General features: G+C 71.6%; 16 protein-coding genes and 1 pseudogene. 11 read left to right on the plus strand and 6 right to left on the minus strand.

The window, feature by feature from the left end; genetic code table 11:
• The first annotated feature begins 321 nt into the window (after positions 1-321).
• From J8M50_RS29220 to J8M50_RS29245, 6 genes are all read left to right on the plus strand, one after another.
• Complete coding sequence (locus J8M50_RS29220; RefSeq protein ID WP_010351763.1) at positions 322-2,145, plus strand: serine/threonine-protein kinase; 1,824 nt, start codon at positions 322-324, stop codon at positions 2,143-2,145.
• 178 nt (positions 2,146-2,323) lie between these two features.
• Entirely contained in the window at positions 2,324-4,900 is a 2,577-nt protein-coding gene (locus tag J8M50_RS29225) for a serine/threonine kinase C-terminal domain-containing protein (protein ID WP_010351764.1), read from the plus strand.
• Between the two features lie 133 nt (positions 4,901-5,033).
• On the plus strand, positions 5,034-6,824 hold the full coding sequence (locus tag J8M50_RS29230; RefSeq protein WP_010351765.1) for a serine/threonine-protein kinase: 1,791 nt from the start codon (positions 5,034-5,036) through the stop codon (positions 6,822-6,824).
• A gap of 298 nt (positions 6,825-7,122) precedes the next feature.
• Positions 7,123-8,169, plus strand: coding sequence for a serine/threonine-protein kinase (locus J8M50_RS29235; RefSeq protein WP_075662316.1), 1,047 nt, complete (start codon positions 7,123-7,125; stop codon positions 8,167-8,169).
• A gap of 146 nt (positions 8,170-8,315) precedes the next feature.
• Positions 8,316-9,935: a succinic semialdehyde dehydrogenase gene (locus tag J8M50_RS29240; RefSeq protein WP_010351767.1), complete on the plus strand. Its 1,620-nt coding sequence runs from the start codon at positions 8,316-8,318 to the stop codon at positions 9,933-9,935.
• Positions 9,936-9,946: 11 nt separating this feature from the next.
• Entirely contained in the window at positions 9,947-11,737 is a 1,791-nt protein-coding gene (locus tag J8M50_RS29245; RefSeq protein WP_010351768.1) for a GMC family oxidoreductase N-terminal domain-containing protein, read from the plus strand.
• Positions 11,738-11,795: 58 nt separating this feature from the next.
• On the opposite strand, the gene J8M50_RS29250 is transcribed toward J8M50_RS29245, so the two are convergent.
• Positions 11,796-12,797, minus strand: coding sequence for an LAETG motif-containing sortase-dependent surface protein (locus J8M50_RS29250; protein ID WP_029183583.1), 1,002 nt, complete (start codon positions 12,795-12,797; stop codon positions 11,796-11,798).
• Positions 12,798-13,036: 239 nt separating this feature from the next.
• Between J8M50_RS29250 and J8M50_RS29255 the strand changes: the two genes are divergently transcribed.
• On the plus strand, positions 13,037-14,185 hold the full coding sequence (locus J8M50_RS29255; protein WP_010351770.1) for a hypothetical protein: 1,149 nt from the start codon (positions 13,037-13,039) through the stop codon (positions 14,183-14,185).
• A gap of 577 nt (positions 14,186-14,762) precedes the next feature.
• Here the strand turns inward: J8M50_RS29255 and J8M50_RS29260 are convergent.
• Positions 14,763-15,044, minus strand: coding sequence for a chorismate mutase (locus J8M50_RS29260; protein WP_010351772.1), 282 nt, complete (start codon positions 15,042-15,044; stop codon positions 14,763-14,765).
• Positions 15,045-15,322: 278 nt separating this feature from the next.
• On the opposite strand from J8M50_RS29260, the gene guaA reads away from it, so the two are divergent.
• The gene (gene guaA / locus J8M50_RS29265) at positions 15,323-16,897 is read left to right on the plus strand and encodes a glutamine-hydrolyzing GMP synthase (RefSeq protein WP_010351774.1); all 1,575 of its coding nucleotides are present in this window, start codon (positions 15,323-15,325) and stop codon (positions 16,895-16,897) included.
• On the opposite strand, the pseudogene J8M50_RS29270 reads toward guaA, so the two are convergent.
• Positions 16,898-17,056: pseudogene (locus J8M50_RS29270) on the minus strand (pyridoxamine 5'-phosphate oxidase family protein); the annotation flags it as partial.
• 194 nt (positions 17,057-17,250) lie between these two features.
• On the opposite strand from J8M50_RS29270, the gene J8M50_RS29275 reads away from it, so the two are divergent.
• Positions 17,251-18,039 carry a class II aldolase/adducin family protein gene (locus tag J8M50_RS29275; protein WP_010351776.1) on the plus strand — a complete coding sequence of 263 codons (789 nt, stop codon included), beginning with the start codon at positions 17,251-17,253 and terminating at the stop codon, positions 18,037-18,039.
• On the opposite strand, the gene J8M50_RS29280 is transcribed toward J8M50_RS29275, so the two are convergent.
• Complete coding sequence (locus tag J8M50_RS29280; protein WP_010351777.1) at positions 18,036-18,911, minus strand: DUF4429 domain-containing protein; 876 nt, start codon at positions 18,909-18,911, stop codon at positions 18,036-18,038. The genes J8M50_RS29275 and J8M50_RS29280 overlap by 4 nt on opposite strands.
• 193 nt (positions 18,912-19,104) lie before the next feature.
• Between J8M50_RS29280 and J8M50_RS29285 the strand changes: the two genes are divergently transcribed.
• Positions 19,105-20,391: a hypothetical protein gene (locus J8M50_RS29285; RefSeq protein ID WP_010351778.1), complete on the plus strand. Its 1,287-nt coding sequence runs from the start codon at positions 19,105-19,107 to the stop codon at positions 20,389-20,391.
• Between the two features lie 124 nt (positions 20,392-20,515).
• A complete protein-coding gene (locus tag J8M50_RS29290) occupies positions 20,516-21,034 on the plus strand; it encodes a DoxX family membrane protein (RefSeq protein ID WP_029183584.1) in 519 nt (172 codons plus the stop codon).
• On the opposite strand, the gene J8M50_RS29295 is transcribed toward J8M50_RS29290, so the two are convergent.
• Both J8M50_RS29295 and J8M50_RS29300 read right to left on the minus strand, forming a co-directional pair.
• Positions 21,031-21,249 carry a hypothetical protein gene (locus J8M50_RS29295; protein ID WP_010351780.1) on the minus strand — a complete coding sequence of 73 codons (219 nt, stop codon included), beginning with the start codon at positions 21,247-21,249 and terminating at the stop codon, positions 21,031-21,033. The genes J8M50_RS29290 and J8M50_RS29295 overlap by 4 nt on opposite strands.
• Positions 21,236-22,597 (minus strand): PspC domain-containing protein, encoded by a 1,362-nt coding sequence (locus J8M50_RS29300; RefSeq protein ID WP_010351781.1) that lies wholly within the window; start codon positions 22,595-22,597, stop codon positions 21,236-21,238. The genes J8M50_RS29295 and J8M50_RS29300 overlap by 14 nt, the downstream gene beginning before the upstream one ends.
• Positions 22,598-22,689: the final 92 nt, after the last annotated feature.

A 22,689-nucleotide genomic window follows, 5' to 3' on the forward strand; every position in this document is an offset into this window, starting at 1 on the left:
TCATGATGCAGGCCGCAGATGAGGGTGAGGTGTGACAGGCAGGGGGGAGGCGTGGGGTTGACGTGACGGTCGGGGGCAACTGGCCCCGGGTGGCGGGTGGTTCGGTCACTTCGGGTGCCGGTGCGGTGAATGTCCGGGCGGGCGTGGCGGGGTGACGGAGGACGAGGTCGGTGGAAGGAGGTGAGGATGGCTCAACGGCGGTGTACCTATTGGCCGGAATGTGAAGAAGGGGGGTGCGAGGAGAGGGGGGTCTGGGCGTCGGGCACTTGGCGGGTAGGGGACAATGGAGGCTCTGTCAGGGCGGGTTGCATGAGGGGACGCATGTCGGAGGCGGAGCGGGCGGGGACATCCCGTCAGGACAAGAGCGCACGTCTCCTCGCCGGGCGGTACCGGCTGGGAGGCGTACTCGGCCGCGGCGGCATGGGGACGGTGTGGCGCGCGGAGGACGAGACGCTCGGGCGGACCGTCGCCGTCAAGGAGCTGAGGTTCCCGTCGAGCATCGACGACGAGGAGAAGCGCCGGCTCATCACGCGCACGCTGCGCGAGGCCAAGGCGATCGCGAAGATCCGCAACAACAGCGCGGTGACCGTCTTCGACGTGGTCGACGAGGACGACCGGCCGTGGATCGTCATGGAGCTGGTCGAGGGGCGCTCGCTCGCGGAGGTCATCCGTGAGGACGGCCTGCTGAAGCCCCGGCGCGCGGCCGAGGTCGGGCTCGCGATCCTCGACGTGCTGCGGGCGGCGCACCGCGCGGGCATCCTGCACCGGGACGTGAAGCCGTCGAACGTGCTGATCGCCGAGGACGGCCGGGTCGTGCTCACCGACTTCGGCATCGCGCAGGTCGAGGGCGACCCGTCGATCACCTCGACCGGGATGCTCGTCGGCGCCCCCTCGTACATCGCCCCCGAGCGCGCGCGGGGCCACAAGCCCGGCCCCGCGGCCGACCTCTGGTCGCTGGGCGGCCTGCTGTACGCGGCGGTCGAGGGCGCCCCGCCGTACGACAAGGGCTCGGCGATCGCGACGCTCACGGCGGTGATGACCGAACCGCTGGAGGAGCCGAAGAACGCGGGCCCCCTCAGGGACGTCATCTACGGGCTGCTCACCAAGGACCCCGTGCGGCGCCTCGACGACGCGGGTGCGCGCAGGCTGCTGGAGCGGGTCGTCTACGCGCCCGAGGCCGAGGAGCCGCCGCCGCTGGACGTGACGCAGGCCGTGCCGATGGTGGCGCCGCCGGAGCAGGCGGACAAGCCGCGGAAGGCCGCCGTCACGGCCGGTGCCCCCGCCGCCGGGCGCACCGAGTCGGCGGCGGGCAGCGGTCCCGCACCGGCGAACGCCCCCGTGGCCGGGCGCAGTTCGGGCTGGCCCGTCATGGAGCCGCCGGACCTGCCCGCGCGGCCGGTGCAGCGGGCGCCGCTGACGGACGTGGTGCCGAAGCGGACGCTGGTCATCATCGCGGTGGTCGTGGTGCTCGCCGTGATCGGCACGGTCCTCGCCGTCACCCTCGGCGGGGACGGCGGCGCCGACGACTCGGGCGCGGAGGGCGGCAAGCAGACCGTCGCGAGCGAGGGCGTCGGCACCAAGGAGGACCAGTCGGACGGCACGCGCACGGACGGGTCGGCCGGCCGGTCCGCCGAGCCCGGTGCCTCCGCCCCGGCCGGCGGGACCGCGCCCACCGGCGGCACCGGCACGCAGGTGTCGCCCTCGGCGGACGGCGCGGCGGTGTCGACGCACAAGGGCGGCCAGGGGTACACGATCGGGCTGCCCGCAGGGTGGAAGTTCGGTACGGCCAGCTCCGCGGGCGACCGGTTCACCGGGCCCGGCGGGCAGAAGCTGCTCGTCGCCTGGACCAGTACACCCAAGGGCGACGCCGTCGCGGACTGGACGGCCCAGGAGAAGTCCATGCTGCGCGCGCAGTACCGCAAGATCCGAATAGAGGCGGTGGACTACCGGGGCTGGAACACGGCCGACTGGGAGTTCACCTACACGGAGAGCGGTACCTCGTACCGGACCATCGACAGAGGCTTCGTCGTCAGCGAAACGCAGGGGTACGCGCTCATGTACACGGCCGAGGCCGCCGACTGGGACGGTGAGCTGCGGAAGTCCACCTGGACGGCGCTCACGGAGAGTTTCCAGCCCAAGAAGTGAGACGGACGCTTCCGGGCGGCCCGTACGGGGGATGGACCGGGATATATGGCAACCGCTCTTTGCGAGTTGCCTCCGGCACGTATCGTGAGTGCTTGCGGACCGTACGCATCCAGGTAGAGGTGCACAACGGAGCGCGACGCGAACGGAATTGACAGACCGGGCGGCCGGGGGAGGCACGATGGACGACTACGCGGGTCGGGTGCTCGCCGACCGCTACCGGCTGCCGCTGCCGCCGTCCGAGGCGTACGAACTCAGCGAGACCCGGGCCTTCGACACGTACAGCGGCCAAGAAGTCCTCGTCCGGCAGGTGCCGTTGCCCGAGGTCGTCGAGGCGGAGGTGCTCGACGCGGAGGGGCTGCCGGAGGGCTTCACCGCGCGCGAGCGCGCGTACGGCGCCGGTGCGAGCACCCGCAGGCCCGCCGACCCTGTCGTACGGCGCGCCCTCGAAGCCGCGCAGGCCGCCGCGCGGATCCCCGACCACCCCCGGCTCGACCAGGTCTTCGACGTGTTCGCCGAGGGCGGCTCGCTGTGGATAGTGAGCGAACTCGTGGGCGCGCGCCCGCTCGCCGAGCTGCTCGCGGAGAAGCCGCTCACGCCGTACCGGGCCGCCGAGGTCGCCTCCGACGTGCTGATGGCGCTCCGGGTGCTGCACGCGCACGGCTGGGTGCACCGCAACATCACCGCGCGGACCGTCCTCGTGTGCGACGACGGGCGGATCGTCCTCACCGGCCTCGCGGTCGGCGCGGCCGAGGAGGCGCTGTGCGGGAACGACCCGGTGCCCACCGAGGACGGACCGCTGCCCAGGACCGTCTCCGTGCCGCCCCTCGGGGACGGTGGGACGGACCCCGAGGCCGCGCGCCGGGCCGCGATAGAGGCACGGGCCGCGGGCCGGCTCCCCGGCGGCGCGACCGGCAACGGCGGCACGTTCGGCAACGGCACGGCGGCGGCCCCGGCCGGTGAACTCGCCCCGCCCACCGCGCCCTCGGAGACCGGCGGCGACATCCGCGCCGCGCGCGCCGGGGCCATCGCCGCGTACCGCGCGGGCGCGCGGGCGGCGGCCCGGGTCCAGGAGGCCGAGCAGAACGGGAAGGCGCTGGAGAGCGGGCGGGCGCCGGAGAACGGGCGCACCGTGCTGCCGGGCGCGCGGGGGGAGGGCTCGCACGGGCAGATCGCCGATCCGTACGGGGTGCGCGAGGCGCAGGGCCTCGCCGGTTCGTACGGCTCCCGCGAAGCGCAAGGGCTCGCCGGTCCCTACGGCGCCGGTGGGGCGCAGGGTTTCGGCGGCTCGCACGGCGCCCGTGAGACGCCGGACGTCGCCAGCCCGTACGGCATACGCGATCCCCGGACCCCTCGCCCCGAGTCAACGCAGGCACCCGTCACTCCCACCCGATGGAGTGACCTCGCGGCGGGAACTCCGTCGGCGGCCCCGGCCGTTGAGCAGGCAGACACCGCTCGCCTCGGCCACACCGTCCCGCAGCAGCCGACCCCGACGTCCGCCCCGACCACCGCCCTCGCCGCCGAGCGTGCCCGCCAGGCACGGATGGCCGTCGTGGGACCCGTCACCGAGCGCTGGGCCCCCGAGCAGGCCGGACCGGTCCACGAGAACTGGCAGCTGGCCGCGCCCATCGGCCCCGCCACCGACCTGTGGGCGCTCGGCGCGCTGCTCTTCAGGTCGGTCCAGGGACACGCGCCCTACCCGGAGGAGTCGACGGCCGAACTCGTCCAGATGGTGTGCGGCGAGCCTCCGGCGTTCGCCGAGGAGTGCGGGCCGCTCAGGCCGGTCGTGGAGTCGCTGCTGCGCCAGGACCCGACCGAGCGGCCGGACTTCGAGGAACTGCGCGGCTGGCTGCGGTCGCTGGTGCGGTCGGCGCCCGAGGCGGAGGCAGGCGCGTACGTCGTCACCGCGCCGCCCGCCGACCCGCGACGGCTGCCGATCATCCGCCGCAAGGGCGAGCTGGTGCGCCGGCGCAAGGCCAAGGCGAAGGCCGCAGCGGGAGGCGCGCACGCCCGGCACAAGCGGGGCCGCGCCGAGCCGGAGCGTTCGCCGCGCAACCTGGGGCGGACGCTGCTGGTGATCGTCCTGCTCCTGCTGGCGGGGGCCATCGCGTACGCGGTGTTCTTCATGCCGAAGGCAAGCGAGGAGGGGGCCGCGAACAGTCCCAGCTCCTCGGCGGGAGCCACCGAGCCCGCCGGGGCGACCGCCTCGCCGCCGCCCGCCAGCAGCGAACCCCGGCCCGACCAGTCGACGCCGGGGGGCGACGAGACGACGGCGGGCACGTCCACGCAGGCCGGGTCCGACGTGGCCGACGGGTTCACGCTGCGCGCGGACGACGCCGGGTTCAAGGTCGCCGTGGCCGACGGGTGGGAGCGGTCGCCGAAGAACGGGCGCGGGCAGGTCGTCTACTCGCACGGGGACTTCGAGCTGATCGTCGTACCCGGGAGGGACAGCGCCGCGGCCAACGGGAGTGATCCGATGGCCTATCAGCGGGACAAGGAGAGCGAGCTGGAGCCCTACCGGCAGTCCAGTTGGGCGACCGCGTCGGGGCTGAGGAACATCCAGGTCGGGCAGCAGAAGATGGCCGAGGGGCAGTTCACCTGGACGAGTGACGGCGGGCAGGAGTTGTTCGTGCGCAACCGGGCAGTTCTCATCGCGGGGCGGTACCACGTCGTCCAGGTGCGAGGGCCGGAGGCGGAGCGGGACGAGGTGACGCGGCTGTACGAACAGGCCGCCGAGAGCTACCGGTACACCGGCTGAGACCGGGTTCCCGGAACGCGTCCGAAGCGACAACCGTCACAGTGCTGTCTCCATGGGCCCCCTTTGGTTCCACGGACGTCGGCCGGTCTTTACGCTGAGCCTGTCAAGAGCATTGCGGGGCAACGTGAATCAGATGCAGGGCCTGCTCATCGCGGGCCGCTACCGGCTCGTCGACTCCATCGGGAGCGGCGGCATGGGCCGTGTGTGGCGTGCGCACGATGAGCTGCTGCACCGGGCCGTCGCGATCAAGGAGCTGACCGCAGCCCTCTACGTCGCCGAGGCCGACCAGCCCGTCCTGCTCGCCCGGACCCGGGCCGAGGCGCGCGCGGCGGCGCGGATCAACCACTCCGCCGTCGTCACCGTCCACGACGTCCTCGAACACGACGGTCGGCCCTGGATCGTGATGGAACTCGTCGAGGGGCGCTCGCTCGCCGACGCGGTCAAAGCCGACGGGCGGGTCGAGCCCACCGAGGCCGCGCGGATCGGGATGTGGGTGCTGCGGGCGCTGCGCGCGGCGCACTCCGCGGGCGTGCTGCACCGGGATGTGAAGCCTGGCAACGTTCTCCTCTCCGAGGACGGGCGGGTGCTGCTCACCGACTTCGGTATCGCGCAGATCGAGGGGGATACGACGATCACCCGTACGGGTGAGGTCGTCGGGTCCGTGGACTACCTCGCGCCCGAGCGGGTACGCGGCAACGACCCCGGGCCCTCCTCCGACCTGTGGGCGCTCGGCGCGACGCTGTACACCGCCGTCGAGGGGCGCTCGCCCTTCCGGCGTACGTCTCCGCTGAGCACGATGCAGGCTGTCGTTCAGGAAGAGGCTGCCGATCCGCAGCACGCGGGGGTGCTCGGGCCGGTCATCACCGCGCTGCTGCGCAAGGATCCCGCTACGCGGCCTGGTATCGCCGAGGCTGAGCAGATGCTGGCGGAGGTTGCCGAGGGGCGGCGGGCGCATGGGGCTCAGGCGTATGTGCCTACGCAGTATGGGGGCGGTGGGTACGGGGCTTCTGGGCAGGGGGTTGAGTCGGGGGCGGGGTTCGGGAGCGGGTCCAACGGGGTTTATGGGGTCGGTGGGACCAGCGGGGTTGGTGGGGCTGCGGGTGGGACGGTCGGTGGGGGGAGCAACGGGGCTGGCTTCGGGACTGTCGGTGGCAGCAATGGGAGTGGTGGGGCCGGGTTCGCGGGTGGTGGGGACGGGTTCGGGTCCGGGGGCGGGGTGCCCTCGTACGGTGGTGGGGGCGAAGTGCACTCCGCCGGGGGCGGTGTCGTGCAGGCTCCGCCCAAGCGGCGGCGGTTGCGGACGCTCGCTCTCGTCGTCGTGCTCGCCGCGCTCGTCGGTGGGGGGACCGCCGTCGCCTTTCAGCGGTGGGACGAGGGGCGGCAGAGTGGGGGTTCGTCCTCCGCCGGGGCCTCGCCGAGTCCGTCCGCCGTCGAGGGGGCCGTGCCCGACTCCTGGGTCGAGGTGAACGATCCGCTCGGGTTCGGGCTGTCCCTGCCCAAGGGGTGGAACCGGCAGGTCTTCCAGGACGACGGGGATCTCAAGCAGATCGACTACACGCCGGACAACGGCAAGCACTTCCTCCGCATCGCCATGGACATCTCGCCCGACTACGCCGATCCGCACGCCCATCAGATCGACCTGGAGAAGCAGCTTCAGCGGCTCGTCGACTATCGGCGCGTCAAGCTGGAGGAGAACCTGTACCGGGACCGCAAGGGGTCCGAGTGGGAGTACACGTGGACGGCGCTCGCCAAGGACACGAAGTTCCCGGGGTCTCGGCGGGCGGTCGAGGAGACGTACGTCGCGCATGACGGGACGGAGTACGCGATCTATATGTCGTCGCCGGTGGAGGATTGGGCTGCCGCGGCCAAGCAGTTCACGTCCGTGTTGAAGAGTTGGCGGGAAGCGGATCGGTCGGGGGGCTGAGGTTCGTGGGTGGGTCGGGGGTGCGGGGGTGCGGCGAGCCCGTTGCGGGGACGATGGGCCCCCGTTTCCAAGGAAGCCCGCAACCGACTGTGTAAGCAACGGGCTGCGCCGCACCCCCGCACCCCGCTCCCCGCCGTTCGCGGCTGTCCCGCCGTGGGGCTTCCTGGTTCGGTTTTCGTCGGGCTTGGTTTTCCAGCGGTGCTTTCTCGGGGGGCTTCTGGTGGTTCGTCGGGTTCCCTCCGGGCTTGCGATCCGCTCGCGTTGATAATCCGGTGGTTCGCACGGTAGTCATGGGGGCATGAGCGACGACCGGGGTGCTGGGGATGATGGGGACGGGCTGATAGTGGGTGGGCGGTATCGCCTTCTCGGGGGGACGGGAGTTGTTCGGCGGGCCTGGGATGTGGAGGCTGGGCGGGAGGTTGCCGTCAAGGCGCCTCGGGTGCCTGGGGCGCCGGGGGGTGAGGAGTTTCGGCGGGCCGCTCATCGGCTTTATCAGGAGGCTCGGGCTGCGGCTCGGGTGGAGCATCCCGGGGCTGTTGTCATCCATGACGTTGTGGTGGAGGGGGAGGATCAACTTCCCTGGGTGGTCATGGAGTTGGTCGAGGGGGAGTCGCTCGCCGAGGCTTTGGAGCGGGGGCCTCTGGGGGTTGTCGAGGCCGCTCGCGTTGGGGGCGTCGTGTTGGGGGCTCTGCGGGCCGCGCACGCCGTGGGGATCGTGCATCGGGACGTGCGGCCCGAGCATGTGCTGCTGGGGGTGGACGGGCGGGTCGTGGTGACCGACTTCGGGATCGCTCATGGGTACGAAGACGGGGGCCCCGTAAGGGAGTTGGAGTTCGCGGCGCCGGAGCGGGCCGCCGGGGGGCATGCGGGGGCCGAGTCGGATCTGTGGTCGCTCGGGGTGTTGTTGTATGCCGCCGTCGAAGGGGTGTCGCCGTTCCGGCGGGGTACGGCCGAGGAGACGCTCGCGGCGGTCCTCGCCGGGGAGGTGCCCGAGCCGGTGCGGGCCGGTCGACTGGGGGTGCTGCTCTCGGGGTTGCTCGTGAAGGAGCCAGGGGAGCGGATGGGGGCGGGTGAGGTGGAGGAGGTGTTGAGGGCGGTCTCCGGGAGTGGTGCCGAGGGGTCCGCGCAAGGGGGTGTCGTACCTGAGGGGGACGCACGAGAGGAGCGCGCTCGGGGTGTCGTACCTGAGGCCGAGGCGCCGGAGGACCGTACCCGAGTCGTCGTACCTGAGAGTGAGGCGCCTGACGAGCCTGCCCGAGTCGTCGTGGCCGAGGACCAGAGCGAGTACGGCGTCCAGGAGCCGGCCCGGCGGCGCCCCTTCCCGCTCAGCCTCTTCTTCGGGTGACCCGGCGGCGACTTACCGGGCACCTCGGCGGCAACCCCCTGATCAGCACCTTCCTTGCCAGTGAACGCTGGCGCGGTGTGCGGGTGCGGTGAATCCGCGTTACCGACGGGTACCCAAAGGCGTGGCGGCGGCATACCCTGCGCGTCATGACGGACTCGCAGGCTCGAAGCAGCGCCCCGCACGGCACGAACCCCGTCGCCCCGGCCCCCGCCGGAGTGCGCACCGCAGCGGACGTGGTCACCCCCGAACTGGTCGCCCAGCTCACGAAGGGCGTCGTGGGCTCGGGGCGCACCGCCAACCACACGCCGTTCACCGGGGAGAAGCTCGCCGACCTGCCGGAGTCGACGCCCGAGGACGTGGCGCTCGCCTTCGAGCGGGCCCGCGCCGCGCAGGACGTCTGGGCGCGGACGCCGGTCAGGGAGCGGGCGGCGGTGCTGCTGCGCTTCCACGACCTGCTCCTTGAGCGCCAGGCCGAGGTCCTCGACCTGGTCCAGCTGGAGACCGGCAAGGCCAGGCTGCACGCGCACGAGGAGGTCCAGGCCGTCGCGGTCGCCGCCCGGCACTACGGCCGCAAGGGACCGTCGTACCTGAGGGCCAAGGGTCATACGGGCGCCGTCCCGAGCCTCACCAAGGTCACCGAACTGCGTCACCCCAGAGGGGTAGTCGGACAGATAGCCCCCTGGAACTACCCCCTCGAACTCTCCGTCGGCGACGCGATCCCCGCGTTCGTCGCGGGCAACGCCGTCGTCATGAAGCCCGACACCGGGACCTGCCTCACCGCCCTGTGGGCACGCGACCTGCTGATCGAAGCGGGGCTGCCCGCCGAGGTGTTCCAGGTCGTGCTCGGCGACGGACCGGTCATCGGGCCGGAGATCGTCCGGCACGCCGACTACGTCTCCTTCACCGGCTCCACCCGCGTCGGCCGCGAGGTCGCGCAGGGCGCTGCCGCCCGGCTGGTCGGGGTGTCGCTCGAACTCGGCGGCAAGAACGCCATGTTGGTGCTCAAGGACGCGGACATCGAGAAGGCCGCCGCAGGCGCCGTCCGGGCCTGTTTCTCCTCCGCCGGTCAACTCTGCGTGTCCATCGAGCGGTTGTACGTCCACGAGTCGATCGCCGACGTCTTCCTCGACCGGTTCGCCGCCCGCACGCGCGCCATGCGGCTCGGCAACTCCCTCGCCTACGGTGCCGAGATGGGCTCGCTCGTCGGACAGCGGCAGCTCGACACCGTGACTCGGCACGTGGAGGAGGCCGTCGCCAAGGGGGCCACCGTCGTCACCGGCGGCGTGGCCCGGCCCGACATCGGGCCCTACTTCTACGAGCCGACCATCCTCGACGGCGTCGAGGCGCCGATGGCCGTGTGCGGGGAGGAGACGTTCGGGCCGGTCGTCGCGATCTACCGGTTCACGGACGAGGACCAGGCGATCGCGCTCGCCAACTCCACGGCGTACGGCCTCAATTCGTCCGTCTGGACCAAGGACGGGCGGCGCGGGCGGGCCGTCGCCGCGCGGTTGCGGACCGGGACCGTCAACGTCAACGAGGGATACGCGTCCGCGTACGGCAGCGTCCAGTCGCCGATGGGCGGCATGAAGGACTCCGGGCTCGGCAGGCGGCACGGGTCCGAGGGGATCCTCAAGTACACCGAGGCCCAAACCGTGGCCCATCAGCGGCTGTTGCCGATGGCGCCCTCGCTCGGCATGGACGACGAGAAGTACGCGCGGTTCATGAGCCGGAGCCTCAAGGCGATGAAAGCGTTCCGGTTCCGGTAGGAGGGGACAGCGTGTCAGAGACATCCCAAGGCGCCCACGACTACGACGTGCTGGTCGTCGGCTCCGGCTTCGGCGGGGCCGTGACCGCGCTGCGCCTCACCGAAAAGGGCTACCGGGTAGGCGTGTTGGAGGCCGGACGCCGGTTCGGCCGCGACCTGCTGCCCAAGAACTCCTGGGATCTCAGGAACTACCTCTGGGCACCCCGGCTCGGCTTCTACGGCATCCAGCGCATCCATCTCCTGGGCAACGTCATGGTGTTGGCCGGCGCCGGGGTCGGCGGCGGGTCCCTCAACTACGCCAACACCCTCTACGTACCGCCCAAGGCGTTCTTCGAGGACCCCCAGTGGAAGGAAATCACCGACTGGGAAGGGGAGTTGACGCCCTACTACGACCAGGCCCGGCGGATGCTCGGCGTGCGGCTGAACCCGACCCTCACCCCCTCCGACGTCCACCTCAAGGCCGCCGCGCAGCGCATGGGCGTAGGCGACACCTTCCACATGGCGCCGGTCGGCGTCTACTTCGGGGACGGCGAGGACGCGGACGGGCAGGGGCCAACGGCCAAGCCGGGTGAGGAAGTTGCCGACCCGTACTTCGGCGGGGCCGGGCCCAAGCGGCGTGCCTGCACCGAGTGCGGGGAGTGCATGACCGGCTGCCGGCACGGCGCGAAGAACACCCTCAACGAGAACTACCTGTACCTCGCCGAGAAGGCCGGGGCGACGGTGCACGCGATGACCACCGCCGTCTCCGTCACCGACGACTCGCGCGGCGGGTACGCGGTCGCCACGCTGCCCACCGACAACCGGCGCAAGGGCAAGGGGCGGATCTTCACCGCCCGCCGGGTCGTCCTCGCGGCCGGCACGTACGGCACGCAGACGCTGCTGCACCGGATGAAGGCGGGCGGCCAACTCCCGTACCTGTCCGAGCGGTTGGGGGAGCTGACCCGGACCAACTCCGAGGCGCTCGTGGGGGCCCAGGCCGACGAGCGGCGCTACCGGAAGGCCACCGGGCGAAGCCCCGACTTCACGCGCGGGGTCGCCATCACCTCGTCCGTGCACCCCGACGCCAACACGCACATCGAACCCGTGCGGTACGGCAAGGGGTCCAACGCGATGGGCGGCCTGTCGATCGTCCAAGTCCCTTACGCCGAAGGGTCGTCGAGGGTCGCCGGGTGGCTCGCGCACGTCGCCAGGCACCCGATGCTGCTGCTGCGGTCCCTGTCCAACCGGAAGTGGTCCGAGCGGACCATCATCGGCCTCGTCATGCAGTCGCTGGACAACTCGCTCACGACGTACCTGAAGCCATCCGGTGTGGGCAAGGGGCTGTTGACGGCCCGTCAGGGGCACGGCGCGCCCAACCCCCAGCAGATCAAGGCCGCTTCGGAAGCCGCGTCCGCGCTCGCCGCCGACATCAATGGGTTCGCCGGGTCCAACGTCGGTGAGCTGATGGGGACTCCGCTCACCGCGCACTTCCTCGGCGGCTGCCCCATCGGGGACTCCCGGGAGAGCGGCGTCATCGATCCCTACCACCGGCTGTACGGCCACCCCGGGATCTCCGTCGTCGACGGCGCCGCCGTGTCCGCGAACCTCGGCGTGAACCCCTCCCTGACGATCACCGCGCAGGCCGAACGGGCCATGGCGTACTGGCCGAACAAGGGCGAGCCCGACACACGGCCCGCGCAGGGGGAGGCGTACGAGCGGCTCGCCGCCGTCGAGCCGAAGTCACCGGTGGTGCCCGAAGAGGCGTTCGGGGCGCTGAAGTTGCCGTTCCTCGGGGTGCCGGTGGTGCCGCCGAAGAAGAGCTGAAAGCACGGAAGGACCTGCGCCCCCCTCCGAGCGCAGGTCCCTCCGTCGTCCTCAGGTACTACGCGTGGCTGCCGTCCGTCTTGCGGCGACGGACGATGAAGATCGCGCCCGCGCCGGCGACGACGGCCGCGCCGCCGACGAGGCCGATCATCGGGAGCGCGGAGGAGGAACCGGTCTCCGCGAGGCTTCCGGTGACCTCGACGTCGTTCAGGTTGACCGGCTTGGCGCCGCCCGTCTGGGGCTTGGCGTTGCCCGGCTTACCGGGCTTCGAACCGGCGGCGAGGATCTCGAACTCGTAGGACGCGCCGTTCGGGTCGTTGCCGACCCAGCAGCTCTTGGCGTCCGAGTAGGTCGCCAGACCGATGGCGATCCCCATGGAGTCGGGCGTCTTGCCCTTGACCGAGAGCCGCAGCTTGTACGACGTGGACTTGCCCGCGTCGAGCGTCAGCGTGCTGAAGGTCGTCGCGTCGCCGAAGCCGTCCTCCAGCGTGATCCACTTGCCCGAGGAGGGCTGGAAGACCTGGAGCGAGAGGGCGTCGGAGTAGTCGTCCTCCTCGGTCCCGGCACCGACCAGGATGAACGGCTTGATGTTCTTGATCGTGTCCTTGCCGTCGTTGGCGATGTCGAAGCTGAAGTTGTGCCAGCCGCTGCCCGCGACGATCGTCTCCGGAAGGTTGGACAGACCGGTGCTCAGGCTCTCGCTGAGCTGGATCTCGTCCTCGTCGGAGAAGGTCTCGCAGTAGTCGACGTCCGCCGGGGCCGACGGCGAGGAGCTGACCGACGTGCTCGCGGACGGCGTACCGGTCGGCGTGCTGGTCGCGCTGCTGCTCGGCGAGCTCGACGACGAGGTGCTCGGCGACGCGGCGCCCTTGTCGTCGGTCGCCGGGGGCGTCGGCGCAGCCTCGGGCGCCGACTCGCTGGCCGAAGCGGAAGCGGACGTAGAAGCCGACGGAGACGGGGACCCGCTCTCCTCCGCGAACGCGGACGGCGCGGACATCAGAGCCAGCGGGGACAGTGCGGCGGTCGCGGCGGCCACGGCTATGGCACGGCGGAGCTTCATGAGAAGACCTCTGGGTGTCAGGCACGGCGCGCCCGGTTGGCGTGACGTGTCGGCGGGAGACCTTCCGCGTTGGGGGCGCGGGTGTGGCCCGTGTTACGCGAGGTTTGATCCGCGAGTTGTGGGAAAGGTTGTACGGATTCTCACGCCATTCTCATGTGTTCCACGTCACATGTTTTCGTGTGGGTCGCGTCACGTTCTACGCTCTGCTGCCGCAGAAGCCTGCGTGAGGACCGAGGGGGATGGCCATCGTGCCCGAGATATCCGACGACGACTGGGACAAGTTCCTGCGCGAGAGTGCGGAGAACACGCCGGACGACGCTCCGAAGGAGCCGTCCGCGCGCGCCCGCATGGTGACTGCGCGCCTGCGCGAGCAGGAGGCGCGGGGTGAACTCCCCGAGGGCTGGCGCACCGGCCCGGCCTGGCAGAACACGGAGGCGCGGGCGCGCAAACGGCGCCGCCTGTGGACGTTCGTCGGCGTCCCCGTCGCCGCCGCGCTGGCCTTCGTCGCGATGAAGCCGTCCGTCATCCCGGGCGACCCCTTCGGTACGGGGTCGAGCGGCACCGACGTCGCCGCGACCCCCCTCCCGCCCGAGACGGCGGCCCCCAGCGCCGCCCCCGGAGCCGTCGACCCGGACGCCCCCACGCAGGCCCGCCCCTTCGCGGGCTCCCCGGCGTTGCAGTGGGCCGACGGCGCCGCCGGCATCGTCGCGCCGCCCGCGACGCCGGTGAAGGGGTTCACGAAAGCGCAGGTCCAGGACCTGCTGACGAAGACGCGGACGCTCCTGATCGACACCAACCTCGACCCGGCGACGCTGAGGGGCGGGCGCCCGGACGCCGCGTCGAAGATCGTCGACCCGCTCCAGAAGGACGTACACAAACTTTTCGGTGCTGCCCTGAGCAAGCCCGGCAAGGACGGTGACGATCCGCTGCTGATGGCCAGCCGGTTCGACCCCGCCGAGGTGCGGATCGCCGGGAGCGTGGTGAAGACGCGCGGGCGGATGACCTTCGCCGGGGACAAGGACGGGGCGGTCGTCGTCCACGCCGACTACACCTTCGTCTATCCCGTCGTCCGCGCGAGCACGCCGGCCGACGACAAGGACGCCGAGGCCACGAGGACCATCGTCCGCCGCCTCCTGGAGGTCAAACTCGCCGACCCCGCGCGCTACCAGGTGACCCCGGGGACGGTCTTCATCTCCCTGTACCAGATGGAGAGCGGCAACTCGTCGTGCGACGTGTACGACGGCTGGTTCCACCCCGAGTTCCGCGACGACCGCTCGTCCGGGCCGTCGCCGTCGGGCCCCGAGGCGGACCCGTACGACCGGAGCAAGGAGATGTCGACGGAGGCACCGGCCGAGGACGAGCCGTGCGGAACGGTCTCGCGGATCTGAAAAGAGCGAAGGGCCCCGCGGGACGGAGCCGCGGGGCCCTTCTTTCGTCAGCACCGGCGTCAGGGCAGCGCCGGTGCCTCCCGGGAACGGCGCCGGGGGGTGCGCCGCTGTGGGTGGTACGTGGGCCGGCCCGTCACCTGCCGTACGCCAGTGGTCTGGACCTCTGGCAGTAGACGTTCCGGCGTCTCCACTCAGCCGTGCACGGCGAGCGGGGTTTCGTGGGGGGACGTGAAGCTGTACGCATCGTGCTGGATGAACGCGGTCGCCGCAACCGTTTGACCCGTACCTCATAGATTTTTGCAAGTTCCGCCGGTCGGCCCCGAGCGTCCCCGGGGCCGGCCGTTTCTCTGGGATGACCGGGCCGCTGTCCCCTGCCGTCCGGTCATCTCGCTGGAGCGAGGTCCCACGACGTACGGCACGATCCGTACGTCTCATCGCTCCGACGAGCCACGCGTGGTTCTTCCGGGCCCGCGCCTGGCTGGCACGGACACCGGTACCAACGACGGACACCGGGAGTCGGTCACGCGCCGTACGGGTGAGGGAGGGCCCGAACTCATCTGCGAGACACGGCCGATGCTCAGATACGACCCCGGCACAGCTCCAGCAACGTCATCGCCAGCGTCGTACCCGGCTTGCCCAGCGCCTCGCTGTAGTGGCCGATGACCTCCATCTCGCGGGAGAGGTTCACGCGCCGCCCGCCGGAGGTGATGCGCGCGTCCTGGATGACGGCGGAGACGGCGGCGCGCTCCTGGATGAGGCCGATGATGCGGTCGTCGAGGGCGTCGATGCGCTCGCGGGCGCCGGTGATGACGTCGGCGGCGTCGGGGGTCTTCGCGCCGGTGAGGTCGAGGGAGGTCATGCGGGGCTCCTTGGGATTCGGTGAGCCCCGGATCGAGCAGGTCCCGGAGGGGAAACGACAGGCGCCCCGGGCCTTGTCGGCCCGGGGCGCCTGGGAAGTCGCTCGGCTCTACGCGCAAGCACGACCATGGCAGCCGGCGGGCCGGGTGCCATAGGTAAAGAACGTCGTGGGCGTGAGCATTCGGTCAGTATGCCACGGCCTCCCTCCCCACCGGCCCCCCTCCGGCGGCCCCGGTAGAATCGGCCCCACGCACCCCGCCCCTCCGCCGGAAGGCCCCCGTGTCATCAGCGACCCCAGCCGCCCCCGACACCGTCCTGGTCGTCGACTTCGGCGCGCAGTACGCCCAGCTCATCGCCCGTAGGGTCCGCGAGGCGCGGGTCTACAGCGAGATCGTGCCGAGCACCATGCCGGCCGCGGAGATGCTCGCGAAGAACCCGGCGGCGATCATCCTCTCCGGCGGCCCCTCGTCCGTGTACGAGGAGGGCGCCCCCCGCATCGACCGCGCGCTCTTCGAGGCCGGCGTCCCCGTCTTCGGCATGTGCTACGGCTTCCAGCTGATGGCGCAGGTCCTCGGCGGCACGGTCGACAACACGGGCGCGCGCGAGTACGGCCGTACCGACCTGCACGTCTCGAAGGTGTCGTCCACCCTCTTCGAGGGCACCCCGGCCGAGCAGGCCGTGTGGATGTCCCACGGCGACGCCTGCTCGGCGGCGCCCGAGGGCTTCGCGGTGACCGCGTCCACCGACGTCGTCCCCGTCGCCGCCTTCGAGGACGACGAGAAGCGGCTGTACGGCGTTCAGTACCACCCCGAGGTCATGCACTCCACGCACGGCCAGCAGGTCCTGGAGCACTTCCTGTACCGGGGCGCCGGGCTCAAGCCGGACTGGACCACTGGCAATGTCATCGAGGAGCAGGTCGCGGCGATCCGCGAGCAGGTCGGCGACAAGCGCGCCATCTGCGGGCTCTCCGGCGGCGTCGACTCCGCCGTTGCCGCGGCGCTCGTCGCGCGCGCCATCGGGGACCAGCTGACCTGCGTGTACGTCGACCACGGGCTGATGCGCAAGGGCGAGACCGAGCAGGTCGAGAAGGACTTCGTGGCCGCGACCGGCGTCAAGCTGGTCGTCGTCGACGCGGAGGAGCGGTTCCTGTCCGCGCTCGCGGGGGTCTCCGACCCCGAGGAGAAGCGGAAGATCATCGGGCGCGAGTTCATCCGCGTCTTCGAGCAGGCGCAGGCCGAGATCATCGCGGACGCGGGTCCGGCGGTCGAGTTCCTCGTGCAGGGGACGCTCTACCCGGACGTCGTCGAGTCCGGCGGTGGCACCGGTACGGCCAACATCAAGTCGCACCACAACGTCGGCGGGCTCCCCGAGGACCTGGAGTTCCAGCTCATCGAGCCGCTGCGCAAGCTGTTCAAGGACGAAGTCCGCATGGTCGGCCAGGAGTTGGGCCTTCCCGAGGAGATCGTCCAGCGCCAGCCCTTCCCCGGCCCCGGCCTCGGCATCCGCATCGTCGGCGCGGTCACCAAGGAGCGCCTCGACCTGCTGCGCGAGGCCGACGCGATCGCCCGCGAGGAACTGACGGCGGCCGGTCTCGACCGCGAGATCTGGCAGTGCCCGGTGGTCCTCCTCGCGGACGTCCGCTCGGTGGGCGTCCAGGGCGACGGCCGCACCTACGGCCACCCGATCGTGCTGCGCCCGGTCTCCTCCGAGGACGCGATGACGGCGGACTGGTCGCGGCTGCCGTACGAGGTGCTGGCACGGATCTCGACACGGATCACGAACGAGGTGCGGGACGTCAACAGGGTGGTACTGGACGTGACTTCGAAGCCGCCGGGCACGATCGAGTGGGAGTAGTCACCTGCGTTTGATCGTACGTAGGGGTTTTCCGGGCTCCCAGAGTTCGACGACCAGGTAGGTCTCGTCCTCCACAAACGTCCTCGTGACATCGGTGAGTTCGACACGGAAGAGGTGGAACGGCTCCGGCGGTTCCACCTCTTTCACGTACGACGCCTGGAGCGCGAACCGTGCCTCGACGGTCGCGGCGAGGGCGGGTTCGGCCGTGTGGAAAGCGGCCCAGTTCGTGGTCATGTCGTGAGTGTCCCGGCGTATCCCGACAACCTCTGTCGCCTTTCCTGCGTGGCCCTGCCTTTTTCTGCTGACCGGCGGTAACTTCCGGGCCTGTAGCGCAGTTCACCGCTGGAGGACCGATGCCCACGCCGCCTTCCCCGTTGCCCACCGACCGGCTCCGGTTCGCTCTGCCGCCGGTGCACGAGTCGCCCGAGGACGAGCGGCGGTACCGCAAGGAGCGGCTTGCTGGGGCCGTGCGGGTCTTTGGGCGGCTTGGGTTCGAGGACGGGGTGTCGGGGCACATCACCGCTCGGGATCCGGAGTTCAGTGACTGTTTCTGGGTGAATCCGTTCGGGATGCCGTTTCGGCATGTGACGGTGAGTGATTTGGTGCTGGCTAACTCCGAGGGGCAAGTTGTCGAGGGGAGTTATCACGTCAACCAGGCCGCGTTCACCGTGCACGCGCAGGTGCACGCCGCGCGGCCGGACGTCGTTGCCGTCGCGCACTGCCACTCCGTGTACGGGAGGGCGCTCGCGGCGCTCGGGGAGCTGCTTGATCCGATCACGCAGGAGAGCTGCGCCTTCTTCGAGGATCACGCGCTGTACGACACGTACACCGGGGTGACCGTCGACGCGGACGAAGGGCGGCGCATCGCCTCGGCGTTGGGCTCGCGGAAGGCTCTTGTCCTGCGCAACCACGGGCTGTTGACCGTCGGGGACTCCGTGGACGCCGCCGCCTGGTGGTTCCTGTCCATGGAGCGGTCGAGCCAGGTGCAGCTGGCCGCGAAGGCCGCCGGGCGTCCCGTGCTGATCGAACGGCGCCAAGCGGTCGCCACGCGTGAGCAGTTGGGCGGGGACCTGGTCGCGTGGATCAACTACCAGCCGCTGTGGCAGGACATCAGCCGCAGCGAACCGGACCTGCTCAGCTAGCTTCCGAAACCCCTGAGAACCACGGTCTTCGTCCGCGCGAACTCCTCGTCCGTGAGCACCCCGGCCCGGTGCAGCTCCCCCAACTCCCGCAGGCGGCGCAGGAGTACGTCATGGTGGTCGGCCGACGGCGGAGGCAGGGATGGGAAGTTCTCGCGAGACGGGCGGGTCGACGGGTGCGGGAGGCGCGCCGTGACGGCCGTCGCGACCAGGGCGGTGAGCAGGTCGCGGCGCGTGTTGCCCCACAGGTCCAGGGTGTACGGGTCTTTCTCCGGCGGGAGTTTCGAGAACACCGTGTCCCGGGTGACGAACCTCAGAAACCCGTCGTCGTAACCGGAGTTGGGCATCCACTCGACCCGGACGAGGTCTCCGACGCCGATCACGCGCGGCCCCGTCGCCCGCTTCACCCGGTCCGAGGTGTCCGCCCAGTCGATGCGGACGCGGGTGCCGTCGAAGGAGACCGTGCCGTCCGAGGAGCGCACCGAGACCGGCACCGGCGGGCCGGGGAGGAGATAGCCGGCCGTCGGGTCCTTCGGGATCTGCTCCAGGAGCAGCGCGTTGCGGATCTCCTCGGCGACGAACTCGGCGGTCCCGGCGCTGTCCGGGTCCACCAACAGGCGGTAGGGGTCGGCGGGTTCGGGGAGCCGGCCACCGGTCGCCTGGAGGAGCGGGTCGGCGCCCTCGCGCAGGCGGACCCGTAACCGGCCGCGCCTGCGCTCCGGTTCGTAGACGACGCCCGCGACCGCTTCCAGGGGGAGCGCGACCTCGCCGTACGTCTGGCGGAACAGGGGGACGGTGCGGTGCAGACCGGGGGTGATCCTGACCGTCGTACCGTCGAAGGCCCAGGTCCCGTCGCGCTGGATGATCTCGGCCATAGGGGAATTGTCCCAGGGAGGTCAACAGGGGGTGGGAGGTCAGCGCGCGACGGTCCCGATAGGGCACAATTCGCTCTCGGTACACGGGAGTTGTCGGGGGGCCTCACAGCCCCCGCCCGTCCTCTGTCCGAGTTCTCTGTCCAGGCGCTCAGCCTGGGGTTTCTTTCTGGTCGCGGGAAGGCGGTCGTCGGACGTGGCGGTGCGGGAAGCTGGGCAGGGGGCCGGTGTCGACGCCGGGGGCGTCCACACGGGCGGATGCACGTGCGGAGGGTGTCCGCACGGGGCCCGGGAAGGGCACCGGCGGGCCGTCGCGGCGTTCCTCGTGCAGCGGGACTCCTTCGCGGCGGGCGAGGGGGTGCCGGCGGCGGTCGCGCACTCGGCGTTCGCCTCCCGGCAGTGGGTGTCGGAGGAGCTGACCCAGTCCGCCGGGGACGTCGCCGAGCGGGGGCGCGCCGAGGGCGAGGCGTGGCTCGGCGGGCTGTGGCGGTGGGCCGTCGTCTCCGTGTGGGCGGGCGTGCTCGTGCTGCTGCTCGTGCAGGCGCTCACGGCGATCGGGGCGGGGTGGAGCAGCGCGCGGACGGCCGGTCTGCTCGCGGCGGTCGTCGTGGGGTGTGCGGTGAGCGCCGCCGCCTGGTTCCACCGGGGTCGCGGCGGGGCGCTCGCGCCGGTCATCGGGGAGGACAACCGGCTCTCCACCTCCCGTGTGGTCGCCGGGAGTTGGGTGCTGGTCGTGGCGTACTCGGTGCTCGTGCTGGTGGGGGAGCTGGCTGCCGCGTCCGGGTCCGCCGAGCGGGACGCGTTGATCGACGGGCTCGATCTCGCGCGGGGTGCGGGCGTGGTGACCGTCCTCGCCGTCGTGTGCGGAATCGCCGTACTGGTCAGGCGAGTTGTGGGCGTGCGGGTGCTGGCGCAGCGGTTGCAGAAGGTGCGGGCGCATCGGCCGCGGGCCGCCGATCTGCTGACCGACGACTCCGGGCGCGGGGCGTTCGCCGACATCCAGTACGTCGTGATCAGCGGGGTCGCCCTCGTGTTCACCGGTGTGCGGCTCGCCCGGCGGCCCGATCAACTGCCCGACCTGCCCTGGGGGTTGGCGCTGGTCGTGCTCGTGTCGGCCGGGACCTATCTCGCCGGGAAGTACGCCGAGGGCGGGCGGCCGGTGATCCTGTCCGTCGTGCGGTCCCGGGAGGCCGGGGATCTCGACGGGCCCATCCGCACCGGTGACGACATCGAGATCCGGGGCGCCGGATTCGTACCGCCCGGGGCGCAGAGCGCCGATCGGCTCGCCCGGATGGTCGTCCGCGTCGGGGCCGTGCATGTGCACGTGCCGCTGGTGCCGGTCGTCGGGGGGTTCAGCAATCCGACCGACGCCGTGCTGACCGTGCCGGTGCCCGCCGAGGTGGAGCCGGGGCGGGTGGAGGTGCAGGTCGTGACCGCCGCCGGGGTGGAGACCGGGCGGTACGCGATCGACGTGGCCGAATAGCGCCCGCTGTCGCTTTGCTGTCAGTCACGGCGGACGGTGAGCCGGGGGCACCCCGCGTCCGTATCGTCTGGTGAGGGGTTCACGGTGTGGTGGACGAGAGGCGGCGACGGCAATGGCTCACGGGATGCGTACGGATACCTACCCTTCTTCGGTCGGTGGCGGCGGAGGGCAGGGCTGGCGTGACCTGGCGGCGCGGTACGCGCTCGTACCGCTGCGGATCTTTCTCGGCGTGACGTTCGTCTACGCCGGGCTCGACAAGCTCACGGACAGCGCGTTCATGAAGGACTCGGGCGCCGGGTCCCTCGGCGACACGATGCGGGCCGTACGGGACTCCTCGGCGATCCCCGCGCTCGTCGACCTGGCGCTGAAGAGCCCCGTCGGGTTCGGGTACGCCATCGCGCTCGGTGAACTCGCCGTCGGGCTCGGCGCGTTGCTCGGGCTGCTGACCCGGCTCGCGGCCCTCGGGGGACTGCTCATCTCGCTCAGCCTGTGGCTGACGGTGAGCTGGGCCTCGGACCCGTACTACTACGGCAACGACCTGCCGTACATGATGGCCTGGCTGCCGTTCGTGCTGGGCGGGGCGTCGGTGCTGTCGGTCGACGCGCTGCTCAAGGAACGGCGGCGGAACTCCAGGGGGCTCTAGGCGGTAGCGCCGGGTTTGCGGGCCCGGCGCTTTCGTACGGCGCGGGCCGTCGCGCCCGCCGCCCCCGCCAGCACCAGGCCGAACAGGACCAGCGGGACCATCGCCATCCACGGCGTCTCCCACAGACCCCCCGCGTCGCCCGCGTAGACCGCGCCCGCGAGGGCGAAGAAGAGGCCCGCCAACAGGCGGCCGGGGCGGAACTCATGACGCGGCACGGGACACCTCCAGCTGGCCGAGACCCACGTGGACGTCGAGGTCCAGGGTGCCGGCCGGGGTCGTACCGGCGGGGGGCGTGAGGGTGAGGTCCTGGTGGCGTCCCGGCTGCACGTCCACGTCCTCCTTCTTGTCGTCCGGCAGTTGGATGTCCCCGAGGCCCACATCGGCGCTGAGCCGTACGGTCGCGTCCTTCGGGACGATCACGCGCAGCTTGCCCAGGCCCACGGTGATCCCGGTGGCGGCGGTGGAGCCCTTCGGCAGGGCCAGGCCCGTCAGGTCGAGGGTGCCCTTGCCCGTGCCGAGGTCGTACGAGCTCTGGAGCTGCGTGGTGGTGACCGGGCTCCAGGTCAGGTCCCGCCAGTGCGTCGTGATGTTCTTCGGTACGGCCGTCGTCGCGGCGAGCAGGCCCGCCGTGACCAGGGCGAGGAAGAAGGAGCCCGCGCCCGTGCGGCCCCGGAACGAGCTGATGGCGATGCCGAGGCCCAGCATGATCAGGGCCGCCGACAGGCCCGCCTGGAGGCTCGTGCCCAGCGGGTGATCGTCCCAGGTCAGGCCGGTGGTCAGGGCGCCGGCGGCCAGCGCGAGGAAGAAGAACCGGCCGCCGATCGGACGGGGGCCGCGCCTCAGCTGGGCCGCCGTCCCGTGGTGCCGGGGCTGTGGGCGGTGCTGGAAGCCGCGGTGCAGCGTGTGGAGGTTGGGCCACGAGAAGGCGGGCGGAGTGGCGTCGGCGGGCTCGCTCGGCCCCCACAGATAGCCCGTGCCCCCGTTGTGCGTGCCGTCCTTCACGATCGGGTCGCGCCACCAGGACGGCAGCGTCGCCGTGATCGGCGGGGCCTGCGGCTCCGGCGGGGCGTCGGCGGCGGCCTGCGCGGTCAGGGGGGCCGTGTCCGAGGTGTCGCGGTTGCGCGACCAGTAGCCCGCGCCCGCGAGGAGCAGGGACAGGACCGCCGCGAACGTCAGGACGTCCCCGTTGCGCAGCATCGACAGGAAGATGCCGCAGCCGACGAGCGCGAACAGGACGGCGGCGAGCGCCTGCCCGTCGACCCGGCCGGTCAGCAGCCGGCGTACCTCGTTCTCGTCGTCGTCCTCGTACGGGACGAACAGCCAGGCGAAGCCGTAGAAGATGAGGCCGATGCCGCCCGTCGCCGACAGCACGGCGAGGGTGATCCGGAAGATCACCGGGTCCATGTCGCACTGCCGCCCGAGGCCCGCGCAGACACCGGCGATGAGCTTGTGATCACGGTCGCGGCGGAAGGCGAGAGGGGCGAGGGGGGCGGGCTTCTCGGCGGTGGTGCCGGGCGGGGCCGCGGCTCCCCTCGGGTTCGCGGCGGGTTCGTGATCTGCCATGGGTCCATGGTGGCGGGTCCGAGGGAGGTGCGGGAGTCGGGACGACCCTGGTCGGACCCTGATATCGCCCTGAGGCGGGGGTGGCGGGATCA

Origin of the sequence: Streptomyces acidiscabies, assembly GCF_020010905.1 — a bacterium.
GTDB lineage: Bacteria > Actinomycetota > Actinomycetes > Streptomycetales > Streptomycetaceae > Streptomyces > Streptomyces acidiscabies.

Bases quoted from the DNA above. Each gene is read 5' to 3' on its own strand.
- J8M50_RS29220 (WP_010351763.1), top strand. From the start codon at position 322: ATGTCGGAGGCGGAGCGGGCGGGGACATCCCGTCAGGACAAGAGCGCA.
- J8M50_RS29225 (WP_010351764.1), top strand. From the start codon at position 2,324: ATGGACGACTACGCGGGTCGGGTGCTCGCCGACCGCTACCGGCTGCCG.
- J8M50_RS29230 (WP_010351765.1), top strand. From the start codon at position 5,034: ATGCAGGGCCTGCTCATCGCGGGCCGCTACCGGCTCGTCGACTCCATC.
- J8M50_RS29235 (WP_075662316.1), top strand. From the start codon at position 7,123: ATGAGCGACGACCGGGGTGCTGGGGATGATGGGGACGGGCTGATAGTG.
- J8M50_RS29240 (WP_010351767.1), top strand. From the start codon at position 8,316: ATGACGGACTCGCAGGCTCGAAGCAGCGCCCCGCACGGCACGAACCCC.
- J8M50_RS29250 (WP_029183583.1), bottom strand. From the start codon at position 12,797: ATGAAGCTCCGCCGTGCCATAGCCGTGGCCGCCGCGACCGCCGCACTG.
- J8M50_RS29255 (WP_010351770.1), top strand. From the start codon at position 13,037: ATGGCCATCGTGCCCGAGATATCCGACGACGACTGGGACAAGTTCCTG.
- J8M50_RS29260 (WP_010351772.1), bottom strand. From the start codon at position 15,044: ATGACCTCCCTCGACCTCACCGGCGCGAAGACCCCCGACGCCGCCGAC.
- J8M50_RS29275 (WP_010351776.1), top strand. From the start codon at position 17,251: ATGCCCACGCCGCCTTCCCCGTTGCCCACCGACCGGCTCCGGTTCGCT.
- J8M50_RS29280 (WP_010351777.1), bottom strand. From the start codon at position 18,911: ATGGCCGAGATCATCCAGCGCGACGGGACCTGGGCCTTCGACGGTACG.
- J8M50_RS29290 (WP_029183584.1), top strand. From the start codon at position 20,516: ATGCGTACGGATACCTACCCTTCTTCGGTCGGTGGCGGCGGAGGGCAG.
- J8M50_RS29300 (WP_010351781.1), bottom strand. From the start codon at position 22,597: ATGGCAGATCACGAACCCGCCGCGAACCCGAGGGGAGCCGCGGCCCCG.